We start from the raw sequence: 23,680 nt of genomic DNA, 5'->3' as shown, positions 1-23,680 counted from the left end.
GACAGATCTCATGGAACTGTTCGACACAGCCACCGTGCTCACCCGGGTGATGACCTCCGGTGTGGTCATGAGCATCGAGAAGAGCGACCGCGAACTGCCCGGCCTGGAACGCCTGCTGACCAAGCGGACGGGGCGCGCCCACGCGGTGCTCGTCAACAGCCGCAGCGCCGCCCTGCACGCGGCGCTCGCCGGTCAGGGCATCGGGCACGGAGACACCGTCAGCGCGCCGGAGCTGTCCCCCAAGGACGCCGCGTTCCTGGCCTGGCTCGGCGTCGAAGTGGCGGACGAGCCGGGTCCGGCCGCCTTCGAGCACATCGCGCTGGACGCCGGCCGGGCCCATCTGCTCGACGAGCAGGCACGGGCCTCGCGGGCACCGGCCCTGGTCGTCGACCTCACCGGACTCGGCTTCGGCCCCGCCGCCGCCGTACTGACCGACGACCGCACCGTCTGGGCGCGCGCCGAGCGGCTCAAGATCTTCGGCGCGTACGACCTGCGCACGATGTGGACCCAGGAGGAGTCCGAGACGGACCTGATCCCCGGCGTGCAGTTCAACTACCGGCTGAGCCCGCTCGTAGCGGCCTGTGCCCGTATGGCCCTCAGCCAGGCCGTACGTCCCCTCACCACCGGAGCCCCGTCATGATCACCGACTTCCCGTCCGCCCCGCTCCCGCTGCCCTCCGCCGAGGAGGTCGCCTCGGAGCTGGCCGCCCTCGGCGGCGAGGCGCTGATCCCCAAGGAGCTGCGCCGCACGCTCTTCCCGGTCATCACCAAGGAGGACGTCTTCAACCTGATGCTCTCCCAGCGGAGGGCACCCGAGAAGGTCGTCGCCGACTTCGCCGAGGCCTACCGCTCCTACGTGGGCGCCGCGTACGCGCTGCCCACCGCGAGCGGCACGTCGAGCCTGCACCTGGCCCTCGTCGGCGCCGGGGTGCGGCCCGGGGACGAGGTCATCGTCCCGGCGTTCACCTTCATCGCCACCGCCCAGGCCGTCGTCGCCGCCCACGCGATCCCGGTGTTCGTCGACATCGACCCCCGGACGTACTGCATGGACCCCGCGGCCGCCGCGGCCGCGGTCACGGACCGGACCCGGGCCATCATGCCGGTGCACGTGCACGGCCTGCCGGCCGATGTGCCCGCGCTGCGCGCCCTGGCCGACAAGCACGGCATCGCGCTCGTCGAGGACGCCTCGCACGCCCACTCGGCCCGCATCGGTGACCGTGTCGCCGGTTCGTTCGGCGACGCCGCCGGCCAGAGCCTGATGGCCGACAAGAACTTCCCGCTCGGCGGCGAGGGCGGCATCGCCTTCTTCGCCACCGAGGAGGCCCACAGCCGTGCGGCCGAGTACACCCTGCGCAACGGCATCGACTACGAGATGTCGTGGGTCGCCGCCGCGTTCGGCCACAGCCAGCTGGAGCGTCTGCCGTACTACGACGAGATCCGGGCCCGCAACTCGCGCCTGATCGCGGACACGCTGAACTCCACCGGGCTCTTCCGGGCGCCGTACGTCCCCGAGGGCCACGTCCACGCCTACAACATGTACCGGATCACCCTGGTGCCCGAGGCCGTCGGCCTCGACGACCTCCCGGTGTGGGCGGTCAAGGAGGCCGTGCACGAGCTGCTCGTCGCCGAGGGCGTACCGGCGCGGGAGTGGCAGAACACCCCGATCCCCTGCCACCTTCCGTTCGTGCACCGCGCGGGCTTCGGCAACGGCTACCCGTTCACGCTCAACCCGGGCGCGGTACGCGACCACAGGCCCGAGGACTTCCCGGCGACCCTCGCCATGCTCGACTCGACCCTGGTCCTCTGCCGTGAGCTGCGCTCGCCGGTCGAGTACGAGAGGGCCCTGCGCTACGCGGACGCCTTCACCAAGGTCGCCCGGCGCCCGGACGCCGTCCGCAAGCTCGTCGAGGCCGGCGACTACCGCCGTCCCTACGAGAAGGCGGCCCGCCTTGGCTGAGCAGACGACACTCCAGAATCCGCCCTCCACCGACCGGAAGATCCGCGTCGCCGTCATCGGCGCGAGCGGCTACACCGGCGGCGAGGTCATCCGGCTGCTCCTCAACCACCCCCATGTGGAACTCGCGTTCCTCTCCGCCGAGCGCGCGGCGGGCAAGCAGGTGGGCGCCGTCCACCCGTGGCTGCGCAACCACCCCCGGCTCACCGGCATCAAGCTGCGTCCGCTGGACCAGCTGGGCGAGGTCGACGTGGCGATCACGTGCCTGCCCACCGGCGCGCTGCCCGAGCGGCTGCCGCAGATCGCGGACCGCGCGAAGTACGTCCTCAACCTGGCCGGGGACTTCCGGCTGGACAATCCGCAGGAGCGGGCGAAGCACTACCCGGCGTCGGTGGCCCATCCGCCGGCCGACGACTTCCAGTACTTCGTACCGGACCTGTCGGAGTCCCTGCCGGAGGGCAGGTTCATCAACCTGCCCGGCTGCATGGCCGTCGCGACGGTCTACGCCCTGTACCCGCTCTTCGCCGACGGCCTCGTCGAACCGGATGTCGTGGTCGACGCGAAGACCGGCTCCACCGGCGGCGGCCGGGGCGGCTCCGAGCAGCCGGCGGAGCGCTCCGGGAACTTCCGGGTGCACAAGCTGCACGGGCACCGCCATCTGCCGGAGATCACCCAGGCGTTGACGCACTTCACCGGTTCGGCGCCCGAGCTGCGCTTCTCCACGCACAGCCTGGACGTGCCGCGCGGCATCCTGATCTCGGCGTACAGCCGGCTCAAGGACGGCGTCAGCCCGCTCGACGTCAAGCGCGCCTACGCCAGGGCGTACACGGGCAAGGCGTTCGTGCGGGTGCGGCCCTCGCCGAAGGCGCCGCAGGACTTCCCGATGCTCAAGGCCGTCGTCGGCTCGAACATCGCCGAGGTCGCGGTCTCCGTCGACGGGAACCAGTGCGTGTCCATCGCCGCCATCGACAACCTCATCAAGGGCGCGGCCGGCCAGGCCGTGCAGGCGATGAACCTGGCCCTCGGCTACACCGAGTGGACCGGGCTGAGCTGTGCGGCGGTGGCGCCGTGACCCGCCCCCTGTACGTGGTCAAGGTCGGCAGCGCCACCCTCGACCGCGGCACCATCCACACCGAACTGGCGGCCCTCGTCGCCCGCGGCGCCCGGCTGCTGCTGGTCGCGGGCGGCGCGGTCGGCATCGAGCAGCACTACGCCGCCCTCGGCCGCCCGATGCCCGAACTCCGGCTCGCCAACGGCGACTCGGTGCGCTACTGCCCGCCCGAGGAGATGACCCACCTGGTCGACGCCTACGAGCGGGTCACCCTGCCCGGCGTCGAGGACGGGCTGCGCGCCTTCGGCCTCGACGTGTTCACCGCGGTCGCCGCACGCGGCGGCCTGGTCACCGGCCGCGCCAACCGGCCGCTGAAGACCGTGAGCCCCGAGGGCCGCACCCGCGTCGTCCGCGACCACCGGGCCGGCGTACCGGTGGAGGCCGACACCGCCCGGCTGCTGGCCCTGCTGGAGGCGTACGACGTGGTGTGCCTCTCCGCCCCGGTGCGTGACCGGGACGGCGGCGCCCCGCTGAACGTGGACGCCGACGTGCTGGCCGCGGCCCTGTCCAACGCCCTGGGCGCCGACCATCTGCGCCTGGTCACGGGCACCGCGGGGCTGCTCACCGACCCCTCGGACCCGGCGTCGACGCTGCCCCACGCCCACCAGGGCGAGGCGGCCCGGTACGCGGGCGGCAGGATGCGGCAGAAGGTACGGGCCGCCGAGATGGCGCTGGAGGGCGGCAGCGCCGACATCGCCATCACCGGCCCGCACACGCTGGCCGAGCCGGCCGGCTGGACCCGGTTCTGGCGCGGCACCGCCCCGGACGCGGACCTGGAGCTGCTCGGCCGCACGGTCGGGGTGCCCTCGGTCTCCGGGGACGAGCACGAGCTGGCCGCCTACCTGGCCGACTGGTGCGCCGAACGCGGGATCGACGCCAAGATCGACGCCGCCGGGAACCTGGTGGCGACCCGGGGCACCGGGGACCGCTCCCTGCTGCTGATGGGCCATCTGGACACCGTGCCGCACCACTGGCCCGCCGAGTGGCGCGAGGGCGAACTGCACGGCCGGGGCAGCGTGGACGCCAAGGGCAGCCTGGCGGCCTTCCTGGAGGTGCTGGCCACGGCCGACGTCCCCGCCGACGGCTCGCTGCGGGTGGTGGGCGCGGTCGAGGAGGAGATCTCCTCCTCGAAGGGCGCCTTCCACGCCCGCGACCACTATCCGGCCGACGCCGTCGTCATCGGCGAGCCCAGCGGCAGCGACAAGCTGACGCTCGGCTACTACGGCCTGTTCAAGCTCCGGGTCACCGCGTGGGTCGACAGCGGTCACTCCGCCGGCATGGACGCCGTGTCCGCGCCGGACGCGCTGACCGCGGCCGTCGCGTCCATCAGGGCCTCTGTCCTGGACCGGGCGCCGGACGCCCTGAGCGCCCTCATCGACGTCCGCTGCGAGACGGGCCGCGAACGCCACCGCGCCGTCGGCATCCTCAACTTCCGGGTACCGCCGGGAGCCGATCTCGAAGCCCTGCGCGCCGCCGCCCTGTCCCACGGGAGCGACACCGTGGAGATCGCGGTGGAGCGTGCCACGCCCGGGCACAGCGGGGGCCGTACGAGCTCCCTGGCGAAGGTGTTCAGCCGTGCCTTCGGGCAGGCCGGCGTCCGGCCGAGGTTCGTGGTCAAGAAGGGCACCTCCGACATGAACACCCTCGCCACCACCTGGCGCGGGGTGCCGATGGTCGCCTACGGCCCCGGCGACTCCGCGCTCGACCACACCGACGAGGAGCGCATCGGCGCCGAGGAGTACCGCGCCGCGCGGTCGCTCCTGGCCGACGCGGTGGCCCGCTGGTTCGCCCTGCCCGAAGGGAGCCGATGATGACCGTGCTGACCGATGTCCTGGAGCCGGTCGACAGCGCCCCCGCCACCGAGCGGGACCTGCTGGCCGAGCGGGCGCGGGAGGCCCGCAGGCTGGTCGTCGACATGGCGGCGAGCCCGCGCGGCTGCCACCTCGGCGGCAGCCTGTCCGTACTGGACATCCTCATCGCGTCGCTGCACCGGGCCTCCTCCGGTGACGGCACCGAGGTGGTCCTCAGCAAGGGCCACGCGGCCGCCGGCCTGTACGCGGCGCTGTACGTGAACGGCGTGCTGCCCGAGAACCCGGCCCCGCTGTACGGCATGGCCGGTCACCCGTACACCGGCCACCCGGGCCCCAAGGTCCCCGGGGTGCGCTTCCCGACCGGGAGCCTCGGCCACGGTGTGCCGTACGCGGCCGGCTGGGCCCTCTCCCGCAGGCTCGGCGGTCAGCCGGGCCTCGGCATCGCCGTGACCGGGGACGGCGAGCTCCAGGAGGGGCTCGTCTGGGAGACCTGCCAGGTCGCCGCCGCCCAGCGGCTGGGCAACTTCGTGCTGGTCGTCGACCGCAACGGCGGCCAGAACGACGGCATGGTCGCGGACGTCTCGCCGCTGCCGGAGCTCGCCGCACGCTTCGCCGCCTTCGGATTCGAGACGGCCGAGGTGGACGGACACGACCTCACCGCCCTCACCGCCGTGCTGTCCGGCGACCGTACGGAGGCCACCCGGCCCCTCGCGGTCGTCGCCGACACGGTCAAGGGCAAGGGCGTGCCCGCCGTGGAGGGCAAGGCCGCCTCCCACTACGTCACCATCGACGCGGCCCGCGCCGCCAAGTGGAAGCGAGCGATCCGATGACGGCGACGATCACGGAGGCCCGGCCGGCCCTCGCGGGCCGGGACGCCTACCGCGACGAGCTCACCCGGATCGCCGGGGAGGACCCCCGGGTGCTCTGCCTGGAGGCGGACCTCGGCGGTAAGAACCACCCCTTCCAACGGGCCCACCCGGACCGGTTCTTCAACCTGGGCATCGCCGAGGGCGCCATGGTGGACATGGCCGCCGGGCTCGCGGTGGGCGGCTACCGGCCGTTCCTCTCCACCTTCGCGCCGTTCGCGGCGCTCAGGGCGGCGGAGAGCCTCAAGCTGACGCTGGGCTATCTGAACGCGGGGGTCACCGTCGTCGCACCGTACGCCGGTGTCTCCGGGGCCTGGTTCGGGACGACGCACCACTGTCTGGAGGACCTGGCCGTCCTGCGCAGCGTGCCCGGAGTGACCATCGCGGCACCGTACGGCGAGGCCGAGATGCGGGCGGTCGTCCGCGCCGCGGCCCGGTCCGGGAAGCCGTACTACATCCGTACCGGGCGCAACGCGGCGTACACCTCCCTGCCCGGCCAGGACGGCAAACTGCCGCCGGTCGCCTGGGACTCCGCCGGTGCGGACGCCGACGGGCCCTGTCTGGTCTCCGTGGGCGAGGAGGGCACCCGCCTCGCGCTGGAGGCACGGGAGCGGGACCCGGGACTCGACCACGCCCACCTCGTGTACCTGGACCACGACCACCTGGCCCGGGCGGCCGCCGAACTGGCCGGGAGACACAGCAGGTTCGTGGTCGTCGAGGAACACCGCCGGGAGGGCGGCGTCGCCGAGGCGCTGGCCCTGCTGATGCCCCGGTGCGAGGTGGTGGGCGTGAACGCGGGCCACGCCTGGCCGGCCGAGGGGGGCGACCACCACGAGGTGATGGCCCGGCTCGGCTTCGACCTGCCGGCCGTCCTCTCCGCCGCGTCCCGTCCGCGCACCCCCTGAACCACCTCCGAACCCTCTCCGGACCCTCTCCGAACTCCGCCGAACTCCCTCGAACTCCCTCGAACTTAAGGACTTCCCATGCACATCCTCATGATCGAATGCAACCCGAACGGCATCGCCGGCATCGCCAACGCCCTGGAGCTGGGCCACGACGTCACGTTCGTCTCGGCCGACCCGGACTTCTACCTCGGCGCCTCGCCCCTGGCCGAGGCCGCGTTCGCCCACGACAAGTGCGATGTCGTCAAGAGCACGGAGGCCTTCTCCATCGACGAGCTGGAGCGGCTCGCCAAGGAGATCAACGCGCAGAAGCCGGTCCACGGCGTCATGACCTACAGCGAGTACCACACGGTGCACGCCGCCTCGGTGGCCCGCTCGCTCGGCCTGCCCGGGATGAGCGTGGAGGGCGCCCTCAACGCACGCCACAAGCACCGCACCCGTCTGACCCTGGAGAAGACCGACGTACGCCAGCCGCGCTTCGTGTCCGTCGCGGACCCGAAGGACATGGCGGCCGCGGTCCACGAGATCGGCTTCCCCTGCGTGGTCAAGCCGTCCGACGGCACCGCCAGCCTGCACGTGCTCCTCCTCCGCGACGACCAGGAGCTCACCGACTACCTCGCCGAGCTGGCGAAGGTGGACGACTACGGCCGCGGTGTGACCCGCATCCCGGAGATCGTCGTCGAGGAGTTCGTCGAGGGCGAGCTGGTCTCCGTCGAGGCCTGCGTGCTCCAGGGCGGCGAGATCGTCAACCTCGGGATCACCGACCGCAACCTGAGCGGTTTCCCGTACTTCATCGAGATGGGCCTCACCTACTTCCGCGGCCACCCGCTCCAGGACGAGCTGTTCGCGATGAACGAGAAGGTCCTCAAGGGCCTCGGCGTCGACTTCGGCTTCATCCACGCCGAGTACATCCTGGCCGAGGGCGGACCGGTGCTGTGCGAGGTCAACGGCCGGCTCACCGGCGGCATCGTGCCGCAGCTGATGGAGCTGTCCAGCGGTGTCAACGCCTACCTGGAGGTCATCCGCCAGGCCCTCGGCGAGAAGCCCGAACTGCCCATCCCCGGTGACGTCATCGCGGGCGGCCACTGGTTCGGCTCGCCCGTCGACGGCGAGATCGTCTCCATCGGCTTCGACAAGCTCCAGGGCACCCCCGGCTTCGTGGAGGCACTGGCGTACGCCAAGCCCGGCCGCACCGTGTCCCGGCTGTCGAAGAGCAACTTCGACTGGCTCGGCCACCTCATCTACACCGGCAAGGACCGCGACGAGGCCACCGGCCGGGTCCGGGCCGCGCTCGACGACATCGACTTCAACCTCTCGGTGAAGGTGGCCCGCTGATGCGCGTCGCGATCCCGGAACTCGACCCGTCCGTCCTGTACGACGTCACCGTCGATGACGGCCACTTCTCCTCCGTCCGCGCCGTCGCGGACCGCGACGAGAACGACGCGGACACGCCGGAACTGTGGCCGGGCTTCGTCGAGGCCCACGCCCACCTGGCGCTCCCGGCCAACTTCGACGACTCGCTCGACGACCCGCGCATCTCCGCGCTCCAGTACCTCTACCACGGCATCACCCACGTCGCGGACCTGTTCGGCTTCCCGCTGGTCAAGGAAGGCTGGGAGCAGGGCAAGCGGGAGCTGGGCCTGCCCTGGCCCGAGGTGGCCCACTGCGGTTACGCCGCCACCGCGACCAAGGACATCGACGGCCACTACGGCCACGGCGTCGAGTTCCCCGCGCCGGTCTTCATGCTGAGCGTGCAGGACGACCTCGCCACGGTGCTCGCGGCGAACAAGGCCCGCGGCGCGACCTTCCTGAAGGTCATGTACACCGAGGGCGCCGAACAGCCGGAGAGCAGCAAGCGCTTCTCCCGGCTCCCGGGCAATCTCCTCGCCCACGTACCGCGGGTGGCCGCCGAGCACGGGCTGAAGGCGGTCATCGACTGCAACACCCGCGACGAGGTGATGCAGGCCTACGCCTTCGGCTTCCGCATCTTCGCCCACCCGGTACGGGACGTCGGGCTGTCTGCGGCGGACTGGCAGGCGCTCGAAGGCGCCCGGTTCGCCTCCACGCTCAGCGGTCTGCGCCCCATGATCATGGAGCGCGAGGACTTCCTGCGCGAGTACCGGCGGCCCGGGTTCCGTGAGACCCAGGACCTGGCCAACCTCGACTTCGTATCGAAGATCGAGGAGCCGTTCGGCATCCAGTACGAGGTCCAGGACACCAGGACCGCGGCGCTGGTCAACATGCGCGACAACAGCCTGGCCGCGCTGGAGCGCGGGGCGCTGCTGATCGGCACGGACTGCGGCAACACCGGCGCGTTCCACGGCGACGCGCTCAAGGGCGAGCTGGACCTGCTGGCCGGCGACGACCTGGGCAAGCCCGGTCTGCGCGAGGCCCTGCTGCGTACGGCGACGACCACGGCCCGCGGCTTCTTCGACGAGCTCTCCGGCCGCGAGCCCGCGACGGACCTCATCGCCGAGGGCAGCCCGGCCACGTTCAACCTGATCGACCCGGCCGCCGCCGGACAGCCGCTGTCGCAGCTCCCCCGGGCCACGTACGTGGGCGGCACGGCCGTCGACCGCGCGGCCCTCGTGCGGGCCATCCGGGACCTGCGCTCCACCCCCACCCGAGGAAAGGTCACCGTATGAGCCGCCAGGAACGCCATGTCCTGAGCCCGCAGACCCGCAAGGTCCTGCTGGGCGTCAACTCCGGCATCGCGCTCGCCCACATCGGCAACTACATCTGGTTCCCCCACCTGATCTCGACGCTCGGCGTGGAGTACAGCGGTTTCTGGGCCGGGTTCGTGATGTTCCTGACGTACGTGGGCCGGCTGAGCGCGACCTTCTTCTACGAGGGCGTCGCGGCCCGCTTCGGAACCCGTACGAGCATCATCGCGGGCATCGCCCTGGAGGCCGTCGCGCTCGGCGGGATGGGCTTCGCGCACGGGGTGGCGTTCTACAGCCTGCTGGCCTTCTTCGTGGGCTTCGGCTCGGGCATCTCCTTCCCGGGGCTGAAGAACATCCTCGGCACCCTGCCCGCCGCGGACCGGCCCAAGGCCTTCTCCTCGTTCCAGATGTCCTGCCAGCTCGGTGTCATCGCCGGTGCGGTGATCGGCGGGCTGTTCCTCGGCTCCTCCATGACGATCCTGTTCCTGGTGGTGTTCGTCCTGTTCGCCGGCTACTGCGCGGCAGCGGCCTCGTTCATCCCGGCCGACGCGGGCGACCTGGGCGACCCGGCGGCGAAGGACACCCCGCTGGTCAACGTCGCGATCCTCAAGGGTCTGCAACTGGGCGGTGGCGGAAGCTACTTCCTGCTCTCCAGCGTCTTCTGGATCCTGTCGATCAGCTTCCTGGTCGGCATGCCGCTGCACATGGAGGAGTTCGCCGCGGACCTGCCGGTCTCCACCCCCTTCTGGATCACCGGCCTGGCGCTCCTGGTACTCCAGTACCCGGCGTTCCGATTCATGTCCAAGCACCTGCGGCCCGGTCAGGTCATGGGCGCCGCGTTCCTCGCGATGGCGGCGGCGTACGCCCTGTTCGGGGCCGGCCAGACGGCGGTGTGGGTGGTCGTCGGCTGCCTGGTCGTGGTCTTCGGCGACATCCTGTTCACGCCGTCCTTCGACCTCTGGGTCGCCGACCGGATGCCGGCGGACCGGCTGGCGCGGGCCATGGGCGCCATGCACTTCTTCCGCAGCTTCGGCAACATGGTCGGCACGCTCGCCGCGGGCGCGCTCTACGACCTCTCGCGCTCCACCGACATCCCGGGCCTCAACTGGTACGCCGTCGGGGCGATCGCGCTGGTCTGCGCCGCCGTCAGCTTCTCCTCCGCGAAGAAGGAGAGCGCCACGCCGAAGGAGACCGAGGGCACCCCGGCCTTCGCGACGACCGAGGCGGCAGCCGTCACGGAACCCGTGGCGGAGCCCCGTCAGGCGGCCGACTCGACGGCCTGACGGTTCGTCGCACCCGGCTCGTTCCACCCCCCACGCACAGAGGGACCCGGCCCCCGCGGAAGCGGGCCGGGTCCCTCTGTGCGTACAGGCGGCGTACGCCTACCGCAGGCGCCTACTAGGCGGCCGTACGACCGCCGCCCGCCAGACGCGGCAGGATGCGGAAGCCGATACCACCGGCGATCATGGTCGCGGCGCCGATCAGCAGGAACGTGGTCTCGGCCGCACCGGTCTCGGCGAGCTCGTCCTTGCCCTTGCCCTGCTCGACCGGCTGGTTGCCGACGCTGTCGGTGTCGGTGTTGTCACCGGCGTCCGGGTAGGACGGGTCCGACGGGGTGCCGGAGGGCGCGTCCGTCGCACCGTCGGTGGGCTCATCGGTGGGCGTGTCCGTCGGGCCGTCGGTGGGCTCGTCGGTCGGCTCACCGGTGGGGGTGCCCGGGTCGGTGGGCTCGTCGGTCGGAGTACCCGGGTCCGTCGGCTCGTCGGTCGGGGTGCCCGGGTCGGTGGGCTCGTCGGTGGGCGTGCCCGGGTCCGTCGGCTCGTCGGTCGGGTCACCCGGCTCCGTCGGGCCATCGGTCGGGGTACCCGGGTTGTTCGGGTCCTCTTCGCCCGGGTCCTCGTCGTTGTAGGCGCTGACGCCGACTTCGAGGCCCTGCTCGTCGGCCTCGACGCTCGCGCCGAGTCCGGCGATGTTGACGTCGACGCCCACAGCCTGCGCCGCACCTGCGGCGGTCAGCGAGGCACCCGCGGCGATAACCGCACCGGCGGCTATCCGCGCGACGCGGATTCGCGTCTTCTTGGTCATCTGTTGCTACCCCCAGTAGCTGATCTTGTCGATGGAGCAGCCCTATGCGGTCCACGGCCCTGCGGGGTCACACACTCTGCAGGGCCACGCCGTACCGTGGTCATCCCGCCCGCCCCCGATCACACCTGTCCCAGACATAAGCGTGCTGCTCTAGCACCCTGTCCAGAGATAAGGACTACGTCAAGGGCGTTCCGGGACCATACGGCCCGCTATGGGGGTTCTTGACGGGTATTCGGAATCACGACTGTGACTCATTCGCCACACCTTCCCCCCAACTCCCCTGCGCCCTCGCCCGGATGGGAACGCGGACGGGCCCGGACAGGGGATCCTGTCCGGGCCCGGAAGCCGTACGGCTGAGGCTACTTCTCGCTCTGCTTGCGCCAGCGGATGCCGGCCTCGACGAAGCCGTCGATCTCGCCGTTGAAGACCGCCTCGGGGTTGCCCATCTCGAACTCCGTACGCAGGTCCTTGACCATCTGGTACGGGTGGAGGACGTAGGAACGCATCTGGTTGCCCCAGGAGTTGCCGCCGTCGCCCTTGAGCGCGTTCATCTTGGCCTGCTCCTCCTGGCGGCGGCGCTCGAGGAGCTTCGCCTGGAGGACGTTCATCGCGGACGCCTTGTTCTGGATCTGCGAGCGCTCGTTCTGGCAGGAGACGACGATGCCGGTGGGCAGGTGGGTCAGGCGCACCGCGGAGTCCGTGGTGTTGACGCCCTGGCCGCCGGGGCCCGACGAGCGGTACACGTCGACGCGGAGCTCGGACTCGTCGATCTCGACGTGGTCCGTCTGCTCGACCACCGGCAGCACCTCGACGCCCGCGAAGGACGTCTGGCGGCGGCCCTGGTTGTCGAACGGCGAGATGCGGACGAGCCGGTGCGTGCCCTGCTCGACGGAGAGCGTGCCGTAGGCGTACGGAACCTCCACCGCGAAGGTGGTCGACTTGATGCCGGCCTCCTCGGCGTAGGCCGTCTCGTAAACCTCGGTCTTGTAGTTGTGCCGCTCGGCCCAGCGGAGGTACATGCGCTGGAGCTTCTCGGCGAAGTCGGCCGCGTCGACGCCGCCGGCCTCGGCGCGGATCGTGACCAGGGCCTCGCGCGCGTCGTACTCGCCGGAGAGGAGCGTGCGGACCTCCATCTCGTCCAGCGCCTTGCGGACGGACTCCAGCTCGGCCTCCGCCTCCGCGCGCGCGTCGGCGTCACCCTCGTCCTCGGCGAGCTCGAAGAGGACTTCGAGGTCGTCGATGCGGCCGCGCAGGGCCTCGGTCTTGCGGACCTCGGCCTGGAGGTGCGAAAGCTTGCTGGTGATCTTCTGCGCCGCCTCCGGGTCGTCCCAGAGGGACGGCGCCGCCGCCTGCTCCTCGAGCGCGGCGATGTCAGCCCTCAGCGCATCGAGGTCCAGGACGGCCTCGATCGACCCCATGGTCGAGGAGAGGGACTTCAGCTCTTCGGAAATATCGACGACTGCCACGGGTCCAGCGTAACGGCTGGACGGGTGAACACGTCCCTCCCCCGGTCCCGCACCCCCTCCGGGGCGGCCCTCAGGGAGTCGACGGAGCCGAATTCCGCGTGTCCTCGGGGGCGCTGCCCGGGTCGTCGCCGCTCGTGGCGAACCAGCCGCCCACCCCTATCGCCGCACACAGGGCGACCGCGGCGGCACCCAGGGTGATCCGCCGCTTGCGGACTGCCGCGGACTTGTTGCGGGCCGAGCCGGGGCGCGGCCGGCCGGGCGCGCGGGGGGCGCGGGCCGTGCCGAGGGGGCCTCCGGAGAGTTCGTCGGGGGCGGGGACGCGCATGCTCGTGTGGGTGTCCCGGTTGGAGTCCGGGGAGGAGCCGGGCACCAGCGGGACCGCGCCGCGGCGGCGGGGCTCCTCGGGCGCCGGGGTGTACTGCTGCTCGTCGTACGCCTGCGGCTCGGCCTCGTTGTCCGGCTCGTCGACGTCGAGCGGGGGTATCCCGGCCAGCAGCGGCAGCAGCTCCCGCAGCCGGGTCGCCAGCTCGGAGGCGCGCAGCCGGGAGGCGGGGGCCTTGGCCAGGCACTGCACCAGGAGCTGCCAGAGCTCCTCGGGGATGCCCGGGAGCGGGACGACCGTCTCGGTGACATGGCGGCGCAGGACCGCCCCGGGGTGGCCGCCGCCGAAGGGGGTGAAGCCGGCGAGCAGCTCGTAGAACACGGTCGCGAGGGCGTAGATGTCGACGGCGGCGCGCGGCGGCAGGCCTTCGACGATCTCGGGGGCCAGGTAGTCCGGCGTACCGATGATCTTCGTGGCCTTGGTGCGGCGCGGGGTGTCGATCAGCTTGGCCACGCCGAAGTCGGTGAGCAGCGCGGGGTGCGAGCCGCCGGGGCCGAGCGGGCCCTCCATGTCGAGCAGGATGTTCTCCGGCTTGACGTCGCGGTGCACCACTCCGGCGCGGTGCGCGGCGGCGAGGCCGTCGGCGACGTCCGCGATGATCGCGGCGGCGGCCTCCGGCGCGAGGCGGCGCTCCCGGTCCAGCCGGGTGCGCAGATCCGTGCCCCGCACGAGATCCATGACCAGGGCCAGGTCGGTGCCGTCCACCACGAGGTCGCGTACGGCGACGACGTGCGGATGGCCGAGCCCGAGCAGCGCGGTGCGCTCCTGGACGAAGCGGCCCACGAGCTCCTGGTCGGACGCGAGGTCCTCACGCAGCAGCTTGATGGCGACGGGACCTTCCGGCCCCTCGCCGAGCCACACCGTTCCGGCGCTGCCGCGCCCCAGGATCTGGTGGGCGGTGTACCGGCTGCCGATATTCCGTGCCAAGACTGCTCCCTCAGCGGCTGGCGTTGACCCCCGGTCGACAAAGTTACGCGGCGAACGGGGTGTTGCGTGCCCGGGATGGCGCCAACCTTCACTTCTGCGGGCGAATTGGGCCCGCAGAAGTCGACAAAGACACAGAGTGGGGGGTTTTACTGGCCGGTCGTGCCGCTGTCGCCGATCTCCTTGAACCAGTCGGTGACCTTGCCGATGCCGTCCCCTATGGCGTCCCAGAAGCTCTGGCCCTGGGCGACCCAGTCCTGAAGCGGTGTCAGCTCCCAGATGAGCCAGGCCGCGACGACCAGCAGCACCACGGTGAACAGGCAGCCCTTGAGGCAGCCGAGGCCGGGGATGCGCATCGGGTTGGCGCTGCGCTGCCTCGGCTGGCGCGGGGCCGGCGGCTGGGGCGCGGGCTGCTGCGGGGGCGCGTACTGCTGCCGCTGCGCCGGCTGGGGCCGCTGCTGTTGCTGCTGGGGCGGCGCCTGGTAGCGCTGGGGCTGCTGCTGCTGCGGCGGGTACTGCTGGGCCCGCTGCTGCTGGCGCTGGGGGGGCTGCCGGTCCTGCGGCGGCTGCTGGCGCTGCGGGCGGCGGCGCAGCGGGTCCTGGCTCGGGTCGAGGTACTGGACCTGCGTCTGCTCGTTACGGTCCCGGGCTGCCCGGAGCTGGGACTGCCAGGGGTGCGGTTCGTCGGGCCCGGGAGCGCCGTCGGGGCGCGGCGGTACGGGCGGCATCATCGCGGTCGGGTCGGCCTGGCCGCCCCCGCCGGGGGTCTGCCGCATGACGCTGGTCGGGGCCGCCGGGTCGTACGATCCCGCGTTGCTCGGCAGCACCTGCGTCGGGTCGGCCGCGCCCGGGGTCTCCGGGACGGCCGCGGGCGCCGGGTCGGGAGCGAGCAGGGCGCCCACGCCCTCGGCGGCGGCGATCTGCGCCGAATTCGCGTGCACGCCGATGCCGGAGCCGACGGTGCGCAGCGCCCGGGCGAGGTTCACGGCGCTGGGCCGCTGGTCCGGGTCCTTGCGCAGGCAGCGCTCGATGACCGTCCACAGCGGTTCCGGGACGGTGCTCGGGCGCCGGGGCTCCTCGCTGAGGTGCCGGTGCAGGACCTCCAGCGCGGTGCCGCCGGAGAACGGCGGACGGCCGGTGACCAGCTCGTACAGCAGGATGCCCGCGCCGTAGACGTCCACGGCCGAGGTCTGCGGACGGCCCTCGGCGGACTCGGGCGCCACATAGGCGGGGGTGCCGACGAACTCGTGGGTCCGGGTGAGCCCCGGGGAGTCCGCGAGACGCGCGATGCCGAAGTCGGTGAGCATCGGCGTCATGCCGCCGTCGCGCTCGTCGAGGAGCACGTTGGCGGGCTTCAGGTCCCGGTGGACCACGCCGTCGGCGTGGCTCGCGGCGAGCGCGTCCGCGATCTGGGCCGTGAGCAGGGCGGCGGCGACCGGGGTGAGCGGGCCGTTCTCACGGAGGTAGCGGTGCAGGTCGGGGCCGTCGACCAGGTCCATCACCAGGGCGAGGAGATCGCCCTCGACGACGAGGTCCCGGGTGCGCACGATGTTGGGGTGGGTGAGCCGCAGCAGCACGGAGCGCTCCCGCAGGAACCGCATCACGACGTCCGCGTCGTTGGCGAGCTCCTCCTTGAGCACCTTGATCGCGACGGTCTCGCCGGGCTGCCCGGCGACGGCCGCCTCGGCGCCCGCGGTCTCCCGCTGGCGGGCTCGCCAGACGGTGCCCGTGGCGCCGCGTCCGAGCGGCTCCTCGAGCAGGTACTTGCTGCCGACTGGCCGCACGTCACGCGCTCCCTGCTGATCGATGTGCTTGCGGTCCCCCGGGGCCCGCCCGATGTTCCGGCCCACTCTAATGCCGCCGTACGGGGCACCGGTCGGTCGTCCTCCGGCCGTGTTGCCACGGTGTCAGCGGGAAGACGCCTTCACGGAAGAGTTGGTTGCCGAACGAGTGTGCAGCACGTCCCCGGCAGGACCAAGCAGGCACTTTTACACCCACACTCGGCCATTCAAGATCACTAAGCGGTCACCCCCGGGCGTGTTGTCAGTGGCAGGTGCGAGGATGCCTGCAGCACGGAACCGTCAGGTCGGGAGCCTCACGGTCCGTGACGACCTGTACCGGACGACGCGTCCGTGCCGGGTGGGGGGAATCACAGGGCATTTCCCCTGCCGGGCACCCCGCGCAGAAGGGACCGCTGACGGCGATGCAGATCCGGCTGACCGTCCTCGCGCCGCGCAGCGGCCAGACCCCGGCGCGCGCCTGCGACGTGCTCGTGACCGCCCCCGCGGGGACGGCCCTCGCGGCCGTCGCCTCCAGCCTGGCCGCCGCGGTCTCCGGCCCCGAGGGCTCCCAGGGCGGCGGCGCCACCGTGCTGTACGCGGGGCGCGAGCGGCTCGATCCGCAGCGCTGCGCCCTCGGCGAACCGCCCCTGGTGGACGGCACGGTCCTCTCGCTCCAGGTGCCCGGCGAGGACGAGGCGGCCGACGACGCCGTTCCGGCGCGGCTGCACGTGATCGCGGGGCCGGACGCCGGAGGCGTCCATCTGCTGCACGGCGGGCAGATCCGGATCGGCCGCTCCGCCGAGGCCGACGTCCCGCTCGACGACCCCGACGTGTCCCGCCTGCACTGCGCGGTGACGGTCTCGGACGACGGCCGGGTGTCCGTCGCCGACCTGGGCTCCACCAACGGCACCTCGCTGGACGGCGCGGACGTCACCGACCGCCCGGTCCGGCTGGTGCCGGGCGCCCTGCTGCGGCTCGGCGAGTCCACGCTCCGCCTCACGCCAGGCACCCGTACGCCGGTGCTGACGACGACGCCGGACGGCGAGGGCCATCTGCGGGTGGCCCGCGCGGACGCGGTGGGCGGCGCCCCGGGGGCGGCCGGGGAACGCGGTCCGGACGGCCCGGATCCCGCCGCCGGCAGCTCCTCCGCCGGACACGTCCCTGCCGGTCAGGCCCCCGCCGGTCACGTCCCGCCCGAGGAACCCGGCGACGGCCCGTCCCGGCCCGGTGCCCACCGCGATGGGCCACCCGCGCACGTCACCCACGGCCGCGGCTCCGAGCTCGCCCCCGGGGACCCCGCGAGACGCGGCGGCATAGGCGCCTGGGCGCGGCGGCTCAAGGGCGGCAGAGGAGAGCAGGCGCACGGGACGCCCGACGGCCCGCCGGTGGCAGGACCGGAGCCCGGGGCCGCCCCGCACGCCCCCTCCGTCCCCCCGCACTCGCCCTCGGCCCCGGCCGGGACCTGGCCGGACCCCGCCACCGTGCTCCTCACGGCGCTCGGCCCCGGCCCCCGCCTCTGGGAGCGCGGCACCGCGCATCCCGAGGCCCTGGTCGTCCGGCTCGGCACGACGGAGCGGGCCGACCTGCCGGCCGTGCCGGTCACCGTGGGGCTGCGCGAGGCCGGTTCGCTGGGGCTCGCGGGCCCCCGGGCCCGGCTGGCCGGACTCGCCCGCTCGACCGTGGCGCAGCTCGCCGCGCTCCACTCCCCCTTCGACGTGGAGATCGTGCTGATCAGCGCGGACCGCAACCGGAGCCTGGAGGAGCGGCGGCGCGAGTGGTCCTGGCTCGGCTGGCTGCCCCATCTGCGCCCCATGCACGGCCAGGACTGCCGCCTGCTCCTCGCGTACGACCGTGAGCAGGCGGGCGCCCGGGCGGCGGAGCTGGTGCGCCGGGTGGAGGAGGGGCCGCTGGGGCCCGGCTGGGCGAGCGCCGACCCGGCCTCCGTGGCCGAGGCGGCCCGGCGGCACACCGGGCCGTACACCGTGGTGATCGTGGACGGCGACCCCGGTTCGGCGGCCCTGCGCGAGACCACGGCCGCGCTGGCCGGTGCCGGGTCCGCCGCCGGGATCCACCTGATCTGCCTGGCCGAGACCCCGGCCGCCTCCCCCACCTCCCCGGTAGCCGCGACGTACGACACCGCGTGCCGGGCCTCGATCGCGTTCCGCGAGTGCGGGGCCGTCGCCATGCTCAGCGGCGATGTGGCGACCGCGCTGCGGCTGCTGCGCACGGCGGGCGGCCAGGCGGCGGGCCACGGCACCGTCGCCGCGGTGGACGCCGTGTCGGCCGCCTGGGCCGAGCGGTTCGGACGGGCCCTGGCCCCGCTGCGGGACGAGGGCACGGCCACGCTGCTCGGCCGGCCCATGGCGGCGGCTCTGCCCCCGTCCGCCCGGCTGCTGGACGAGCTGGGCCTCGCCAGGGCGACCCCGGCCTCCCTGATGGCGCGCTGGGCCTCCGCCGCCGAGGTCCAGCCGGGCGCCACGGTGCGCACGGCCGCCTCCGGCTCCGGGGACCTGGACACCACCAGCTCCGGGCGCACCCTGAGCACCGGGCCCCGGGTGGGCGCACAGCGCGAGTCCCCCGACCCCGGGCACACCCCGTTCCGGGGCAGCGGGCCGACCAGCTCGGGCTCGGGCTTCTCCGCGTACGCCCCCGCGAGCACCGACACCCCCCGGATCGGCGCGCAGCGGCGCGACAGCGGCGCCCCGGCGTCCACCGCCCCGGGTTACGCGGGGCGGCCCGTGATCGTCCTCGGCGCGGGCCCCCGCGGCCCGCTCTCCGTGGACCTCGCCGACGAGGGCCCGCACCTGCTGATCGAGGGCCCCACGGGCAGCGGCCGTACGGAGCTGCTGCGCGCCGCCGCCGCCTCCCTGGCCTCCGCCGCCCGCCCCGACCGGCTCGGCATCCTCCTCATCGACGGGGCGGCCGGCGAGCAGGGTGAGCGGGGCGAGGGGCTCCGCCCCTGTACGGAACTGCCGCACGTCTTCACCCACCTGGTGGCCTCCGATCCCGTACGGATGCGGGAGTTCGCCCAGGCGCTGGGCGGCGAGCTGAAGCGCCGGGCGGAGCTGCTGGGCACCCTGGACTTCGACGCGTGGCACGCGCGGTACGAGGAGTCGCTCGGGCTCACCGGCCGTCGCGCCACCGGCGCCGCCGATCAGCGCGGCGACCTCGAATCGCCCGCCAGCGGCACGCTGCGGCTGCGGCCCGCCTCGGCCCGCCCGGCGGATCCCGGGCCCTCGCCCCTGCCCCGGCTGGTCGTCCTGGCCGACGACTTCGACGCCCTGGTGGCCCCGGCGCTCGGCAGTCCCGGCCGCCCGTCCGCCGGGTCCGTCGTCCGGGTGCTGGAGGCCGTGGCCAGGGACGGCGGGCGCCTCGGCGTCCATCTGGTCGCCACCTCCGCCCGCCCCGACCGCACCGAGGACACGGAGCTGGCCCGGGGCGCGCGGCTGCGCATCGTGCTCGACCCGCCCGTCGTCCCCCCGTCCCCGGACGAGGCCGCGCCCGGCCGTGGGCGGCTGGGGCATCCGGACGGCCGGGTGACGCCGTTCCAGGGTGGCCGGGTCACCGGCCGCATCCCTCGTACGGCGACCCTGCGCCCCACCGTCGTACCGCTGGAGTGGGAGCGGATGGGAGATCCGCCGGCCCGCAGGCCGGTCCGCGAGCTGGGCAACGGCCCCACCGACCTGGCCCTGCTGGCCAGCGCCCTGGACCGGGCGGCCCGCTCGGTGAACGCGGAGCCGCTCCCCCCGCTGATCTCCTAGACACCACGTCCCGGTGCGACGTCACGAGCCCATCACGATCACGGAGTTGGCGCCGACAGCGGTATTGCGGCTCCGGTGCGCCGGGCATAGGACTGTGCGCACGGACGATGTGAACCGCACGATGTGAGACGTGAACGGCCCTGCGGAGTCCTCCCGTTGGTGCCGGTCGGGGCTCATGCGCGCGCAGGAGAGACGGGGCAGGGAATGCGCAGAACCCTTCGCATGCGTAGGGCCGCACTGGTGTTCACCGCGATCGGGGCGCTGGCCGTCGCCGGGTGCAGCGGCGACGGTGACGGCAAGGACAAGGCGGCAGACGGGTCCGGCACGACCGAGGACAGCACGTCGACCGTCAACCTGCCGAAGCTCGACGGCGAGAAGATATCGGTCGCCGCGGTCTGGACCGGCCCCGAGCAGGCCAACTTCACCAAGGTCCTCGACGAGTTCGAGAAGCGGACGGGTGCCACGGTCACCTTCGTCCCGGCGCAGGACCCGATCGTCAACTTCCTCGGTACGAAGATCGCGGGCGGCCAGCCGCCGGACGTCGCGATGATCCCGCAGGTGGGGGCGATCCAGCAGGCGGTGGCCAAGAAGTGGGCCAAGCCGGTCGGCGACGAGGCGCGGGCCCAGCTGGGCCAGAACTACGCGCAGGTCTGGCAGGACCTCGGCGCGGTCGACGGCACCCAGTACGGCGTCTACTTCAAGGCCGCCAACAAGTCCCTGGTCTGGTACAACACCAAGGCCTTCGAGAACGCGGGCGCGAGCGAGCCGAAGACCTGGAAGGACTTCATCGCCACGGCCGAGACGGTCTCCGCCTCCGGCGTCACCCCGGTCTCGGTCGGCGGCGCCGACGGCTGGACGCTCACGGACTGGTTCGAGAACGTCTACCTCTCCCAGGCCGGCCCGGAGAAGTACGACCAGCTGGCCAAGCACGAGATCAAGTGGACGGACCCGTCCGTCAAGGACGCCCTGACGACCCTCGCCGAGCTCTTCGGCAAGCCCGCCCTGATCTCCGGCGGCGCGGACGGCGCGCTGCAGACCGAGTTCCCCGTGTCGGTCACCCAGACGTTCACCGGCGGCGACCAGCCCAAGGGCGCGATGGTCTTCGAGGGCGACTTCGTCTCCATCAACATCGCGCAGACCGAGGCGAAGATCGGTACGGACGCCAAGGTGTTCCCGTTCCCGGCCGTCGGCGCGGACTCCCCCGTGGTGACGGGCGGCGACGCGGCCGTGGCGCTCAAGGACACCAAGGGCGCCCAGGCCCTGCTGACCTGGCTCGCCTCGAAGGACTCGGCGAAGATCTGGGCCGAGGCCGGCGGGTTCATCTCGCCCAACAAGGGGCTGGACTCGTCCGCGTACCCGAACGACGTGCAGCGCAAGATCGCCGAGGCGCTCATCGACGCCGGTGACGACGTCCGGTTCGACATGTCCGACCAGGCCCCGCAGTCGTTCGGCGGGACGCCCGGCAAGGGTGAGTGGAAGACCCTCCAGGACTTCCTGAAGAACCCGAAGGACATCGCGGGGACTCAAGCCGAGCTGGAGTCCGCCGCGGCCAAGGCGTACACGAGCTGACGGGATGACCACAGCGACAGCGGGGGGCGCGGAGAGCGCGCCCCCCGCCGACAAGCGTCCTGACCCTGACACGGGCACGCGCACGCCCCGGAGCGTCACGGGCACCCGGAGGGCCGTCGCGGCGGCGTTCCTGCTGCCCGCCCTGGTGCTGCTCGGCGCCCTCGTCGTCTATCCGATCGTGTACTCCGTCTACCGCTCGTTCCTCGACCAGTCCGGCACCGGATTCGCGGGACTGGACAACTACAGGGCGCTGTTCACGGACGACACCATCCGGACGGCGGTCAAGAACAACGCGATCTGGGTCGTGTTCGCACCGACGGTCGCCACCGTGCTGGGCCTGATCTTCGCGGTGCTCACCGAACGGATCCGGTGGGGCACGGCGTTCAAGCTGATCGTCTTCATGCCGATGGCGATCTCCATGCTGGCCGCCGGCATCATCTTCCGGCTGGTGTACGAGCAGGCGCCGGAGCGCGGGGTGGCCAACGCCGTGGCGGTGGGGGTGCACGACACGTTCGCGCGGTCCTCGGGCTTCCCGAAGGCGCACCCGCTGCCGGTCCATCCGCTGAAGGCCGGTGGCGGCGGCTCCTTCGTGACGAAGGAGCCCGTGCGGGCCGGTGAGCCGGTGCACCTGCCGCTGGTCGGTGTCGTCCCGGCGAAGATGCCGGGCGACGCGAAGCCCGCGAAGGCGCCCACCGCGTCCGGTGACGGCGTCACCGGGACGGCCTGGCTCGACTTCACCAGGGGCGGCGGTGGCAAGCCCAACGTCGTCGACCCGAAGGAGCTCGGCCTCAAGGGCATCACCGTCGAGGCGGTGAAGGACGGCAAGGTCGTCGCCTCGGCGACGGCCGGCGCGGACGGGGTGTTCACCCTGCCCGCCTCGGCCGACGGCTCCCTGCTCCGGCTTCCCGCCGACAACTTCCGGGAGCCGTACAACGGGGTCGACTGGCTCGGTCCGTCCCTCGTGACGCCGGGCATCATCGGCAGCTACGTCTGGATGTGGGCCGGATTCGCGATGGTACTGATCGCCGCCGGCCTGGCGGGGCTGCCCCGCGAACTCCTCGAAGCGGCCCGGGTGGACGGCGCGAACGAGTGGCAGGTGTTCCGGCGGATCACGGTGCCGATGCTGGCCCCCGTGCTCGCGGTGGTCCTGGTCACCCTGATGATCAACGTCCTGAAGATCTTCGACCTGGTCTTCATCATCGCCCCGGGCTCCTCCCAGGACGACGCGAACGTCCTGGCCCTCCAGCTGTACCGCTCCTCGTTCGGCACGGACGCGGACCTCGGGGTCGGCAGCGCCATCGCCGTACTCCTGCTGCTGCTGGTGATCCCGGTGATGCTGTTCAACATCCGCAGGATGCGGAAGGAGGGGCGCCGGTGACCACGCGGGCCCACGTCGCACCAGGCCCCTGCCGGGGGTCCGGGGGTCGCCCCCCGGAAAGACACAGCAACATCCGCAGGATGCGGAAGGAGGGGCGCCGGTGACCACGACCGAGGCAGTACAGGGCGCGAAGGCCGCTCGGGCCACGTCGGCCAGGAAGGCCGAGGAGTCCCTCGGCGCGCGGATCGCCGCGCGGGCCGGTGGCGGCGTCATGCGGGTCTTCCTCGTCCTGGTGGGCCTGTTCTGGCTGATGCCGACCATCGGGCTGCTGCTCTCCTCGCTGCGCGGCCCCGAGGACATCGCGGCGTCCGGCTGGTGGAAGGTCTTCACCGCGCCCTCCGAGCTCACCTTCGACAACTACCAGCGCCTGCTGGACAACTCGACCATCACCGATTCGCTGCTCAGCACGGTCATGATCACCGTCCCGTCCACGCTCCTGGTGGTCGTCATCGGCTCGCTCGCCGGATACGCCTTCGCCTGGATGGAGTTCCCCGGCCGCGACTGGTGGTTCCTGGTGGTCGTGGGCTTGCTGGTGGTCCCCGTGCAGGTCGCCCTCATCCCGGTGTCGGAGCTCTTCGGCACCATCGGGATCTTCGAGACGACCTTCGGTGTGATCATGTTCCACACGGCGTTCGGCCTGCCGTTCGCCATCTTCCTGCTGCGCAACTTCTTCGCGGAGATCCCGCGCGAACTGCTGGAGGCCGCACGGCTGGACGGGGCGGGAGAGATCCGGCTGTTCACCCGGGTCGTGATGCCGCTCGGCGGCCCCGCGATCGCCTCGCTGGGCATCTTCCAGTTCCTCTGGGTGTGGAACGACATGCTGGTGGCGCTGATCTTCGCGGACTCGGAGTCCCCGCCGATCACCGTCGCGCTCCAGCAGCAGGTCCGTCAGTTCGGCAACAACATCGACGTACTGGCGCCCGGCGCCTTCGTCTCCATGGTGATCCCGCTGGCGGTCTTCTTCGCCTTCCAGCGGCAGTTCGTCTCCGGCGTGATGGCGGGCGCCGTCAAGTAGAGGGCGAGCCGCG

Annotated in this window: 17 protein-coding genes; 13 read left to right on the top strand and 4 right to left on the bottom strand. The window is 72.6% G+C overall.

Features of this window, described 5'->3' with window-relative positions:
- The first annotated feature begins 10 nt into the window (after positions 1–10).
- The 9 genes from ACZ607_RS29295 to ACZ607_RS29255 all read left to right on the top strand — a co-directional run bounded on the left by ACZ607_RS29295 (position 11) and on the right by ACZ607_RS29255 (position 10,589).
- Positions 11–640 carry a DegT/DnrJ/EryC1/StrS family aminotransferase gene (locus ACZ607_RS29295; protein WP_469739529.1) on the top strand — a complete coding sequence of 210 codons (630 nt, stop codon included), beginning with the start codon at positions 11–13 and terminating at the stop codon, positions 638–640.
- Complete coding sequence (locus ACZ607_RS29290) at positions 637–1,956, top strand: DegT/DnrJ/EryC1/StrS family aminotransferase (RefSeq protein ID WP_469739527.1); 1,320 nt, start codon at positions 637–639, stop codon at positions 1,954–1,956. The genes ACZ607_RS29295 and ACZ607_RS29290 overlap by 4 nt, the downstream gene beginning before the upstream one ends.
- Positions 1,949–3,025, top strand: a complete 1,077-nt coding sequence (gene argC / locus ACZ607_RS29285) for an N-acetyl-gamma-glutamyl-phosphate reductase (RefSeq protein WP_469739523.1) — start codon at positions 1,949–1,951, stop codon at positions 3,023–3,025. The genes ACZ607_RS29290 and argC overlap by 8 nt, the downstream gene beginning before the upstream one ends.
- A complete protein-coding gene (locus tag ACZ607_RS29280) occupies positions 3,022–4,875 on the top strand; it encodes a M20/M25/M40 family metallo-hydrolase (RefSeq protein ID WP_469739521.1) in 1,854 nt (617 codons plus the stop codon). The genes argC and ACZ607_RS29280 overlap by 4 nt, the downstream gene beginning before the upstream one ends.
- Positions 4,875–5,705, top strand: a complete 831-nt coding sequence (locus ACZ607_RS29275) for a thiamine pyrophosphate-dependent enzyme (RefSeq protein WP_469739519.1) — start codon at positions 4,875–4,877, stop codon at positions 5,703–5,705. Before ACZ607_RS29280 ends, ACZ607_RS29275 begins: the two co-directional genes overlap by 1 nt.
- A complete protein-coding gene (locus tag ACZ607_RS29270; RefSeq protein ID WP_469739516.1) occupies positions 5,702–6,646 on the top strand; it encodes a transketolase family protein in 945 nt (314 codons plus the stop codon). Before ACZ607_RS29275 ends, ACZ607_RS29270 begins: the two co-directional genes overlap by 4 nt.
- Positions 6,647–6,724: 78 nt before the next feature.
- Positions 6,725–7,978 carry an ATP-grasp domain-containing protein gene (locus tag ACZ607_RS29265; protein WP_469739514.1) on the top strand — a complete coding sequence of 418 codons (1,254 nt, stop codon included), beginning with the start codon at positions 6,725–6,727 and terminating at the stop codon, positions 7,976–7,978.
- Positions 7,978–9,288, top strand: coding sequence for a hydrolase (locus ACZ607_RS29260; protein ID WP_469739512.1), 1,311 nt, complete (start codon positions 7,978–7,980; stop codon positions 9,286–9,288). Before ACZ607_RS29265 ends, ACZ607_RS29260 begins: the two co-directional genes overlap by 1 nt.
- Entirely contained in the window at positions 9,285–10,589 is a 1,305-nt protein-coding gene (locus ACZ607_RS29255; RefSeq protein WP_469739510.1) for an MFS transporter, read from the top strand. The genes ACZ607_RS29260 and ACZ607_RS29255 overlap by 4 nt, the downstream gene beginning before the upstream one ends.
- Before the next feature lie 115 nt (positions 10,590–10,704).
- Here ACZ607_RS29255 and ACZ607_RS29250 read toward each other — a convergent pair whose 3' ends face one another.
- From ACZ607_RS29250 to ACZ607_RS29235, 4 genes are all read right to left on the bottom strand, one after another.
- Positions 10,705–11,391: an LPXTG cell wall anchor domain-containing protein gene (locus tag ACZ607_RS29250; RefSeq protein ID WP_469739508.1), complete on the bottom strand. Its 687-nt coding sequence runs from the start codon at positions 11,389–11,391 to the stop codon at positions 10,705–10,707.
- Positions 11,392–11,750: 359 nt separating this feature from the next.
- Complete coding sequence (gene prfB, locus ACZ607_RS29245) at positions 11,751–12,857, bottom strand: peptide chain release factor 2 (protein WP_469739506.1); 1,107 nt, start codon at positions 12,855–12,857, stop codon at positions 11,751–11,753.
- A gap of 70 nt (positions 12,858–12,927) precedes the next feature.
- Positions 12,928–14,166 carry a serine/threonine-protein kinase gene (locus ACZ607_RS29240; RefSeq protein ID WP_469739503.1) on the bottom strand — a complete coding sequence of 413 codons (1,239 nt, stop codon included), beginning with the start codon at positions 14,164–14,166 and terminating at the stop codon, positions 12,928–12,930.
- Between the two features lie 146 nt (positions 14,167–14,312).
- A complete protein-coding gene (locus ACZ607_RS29235; protein ID WP_469739501.1) occupies positions 14,313–15,947 on the bottom strand; it encodes a serine/threonine-protein kinase in 1,635 nt (544 codons plus the stop codon).
- Between the two features lie 419 nt (positions 15,948–16,366).
- On the opposite strand from ACZ607_RS29235, the gene ACZ607_RS29230 reads away from it, so the two are divergent.
- The 4 genes from ACZ607_RS29230 (at position 16,367) to ACZ607_RS29215 (ending at position 23,667) form a co-directional block, all read left to right on the top strand.
- Positions 16,367–19,705, top strand: a complete 3,339-nt coding sequence (locus ACZ607_RS29230) for an FHA domain-containing protein (RefSeq protein ID WP_469739485.1) — start codon at positions 16,367–16,369, stop codon at positions 19,703–19,705.
- A 204-nt stretch (positions 19,706–19,909) separates the two neighbouring features.
- A complete protein-coding gene (locus ACZ607_RS29225) occupies positions 19,910–21,274 on the top strand; it encodes an ABC transporter substrate-binding protein (RefSeq protein WP_469739482.1) in 1,365 nt (454 codons plus the stop codon).
- Positions 21,275–21,278: 4 nt separating this feature from the next.
- Positions 21,279–22,652: a carbohydrate ABC transporter permease gene (locus tag ACZ607_RS29220; RefSeq protein ID WP_469739480.1), complete on the top strand. Its 1,374-nt coding sequence runs from the start codon at positions 21,279–21,281 to the stop codon at positions 22,650–22,652.
- A gap of 100 nt (positions 22,653–22,752) precedes the next feature.
- Positions 22,753–23,667 carry a carbohydrate ABC transporter permease gene (locus tag ACZ607_RS29215; protein ID WP_469739477.1) on the top strand — a complete coding sequence of 305 codons (915 nt, stop codon included), beginning with the start codon at positions 22,753–22,755 and terminating at the stop codon, positions 23,665–23,667.
- The last annotated feature ends 13 nt before the right edge of the window (positions 23,668–23,680 follow it).

This window comes from Streptomyces sp. NPDC104381 (genome assembly GCF_055583745.1).
The sequence above is the reverse complement of the archived record's forward strand: the minus strand, read 5'-3'. Positions and strand labels throughout refer to the sequence as shown.

Bases quoted from the DNA above. Each gene is read 5' to 3' on its own strand.
- ACZ607_RS29295 (WP_469739529.1), top strand. From the start codon at position 11: ATGGAACTGTTCGACACAGCCACCGTGCTCACCCGGGTGATGACCTCC.
- ACZ607_RS29290 (WP_469739527.1), top strand. From the start codon at position 637: ATGATCACCGACTTCCCGTCCGCCCCGCTCCCGCTGCCCTCCGCCGAG.
- ACZ607_RS29275 (WP_469739519.1), top strand. From the start codon at position 4,875: ATGACCGTGCTGACCGATGTCCTGGAGCCGGTCGACAGCGCCCCCGCC.
- ACZ607_RS29270 (WP_469739516.1), top strand. From the start codon at position 5,702: ATGACGGCGACGATCACGGAGGCCCGGCCGGCCCTCGCGGGCCGGGAC.
- ACZ607_RS29265 (WP_469739514.1), top strand. From the start codon at position 6,725: ATGCACATCCTCATGATCGAATGCAACCCGAACGGCATCGCCGGCATC.
- ACZ607_RS29260 (WP_469739512.1), top strand. From the start codon at position 7,978: ATGCGCGTCGCGATCCCGGAACTCGACCCGTCCGTCCTGTACGACGTC.
- ACZ607_RS29255 (WP_469739510.1), top strand. From the start codon at position 9,285: ATGAGCCGCCAGGAACGCCATGTCCTGAGCCCGCAGACCCGCAAGGTC.
- ACZ607_RS29250 (WP_469739508.1), bottom strand. From the start codon at position 11,391: ATGACCAAGAAGACGCGAATCCGCGTCGCGCGGATAGCCGCCGGTGCG.
- ACZ607_RS29230 (WP_469739485.1), top strand. From the start codon at position 16,367: ATGCAGATCCGGCTGACCGTCCTCGCGCCGCGCAGCGGCCAGACCCCG.
- ACZ607_RS29225 (WP_469739482.1), top strand. From the start codon at position 19,910: ATGCGCAGAACCCTTCGCATGCGTAGGGCCGCACTGGTGTTCACCGCG.
- ACZ607_RS29220 (WP_469739480.1), top strand. From the start codon at position 21,279: ATGACCACAGCGACAGCGGGGGGCGCGGAGAGCGCGCCCCCCGCCGAC.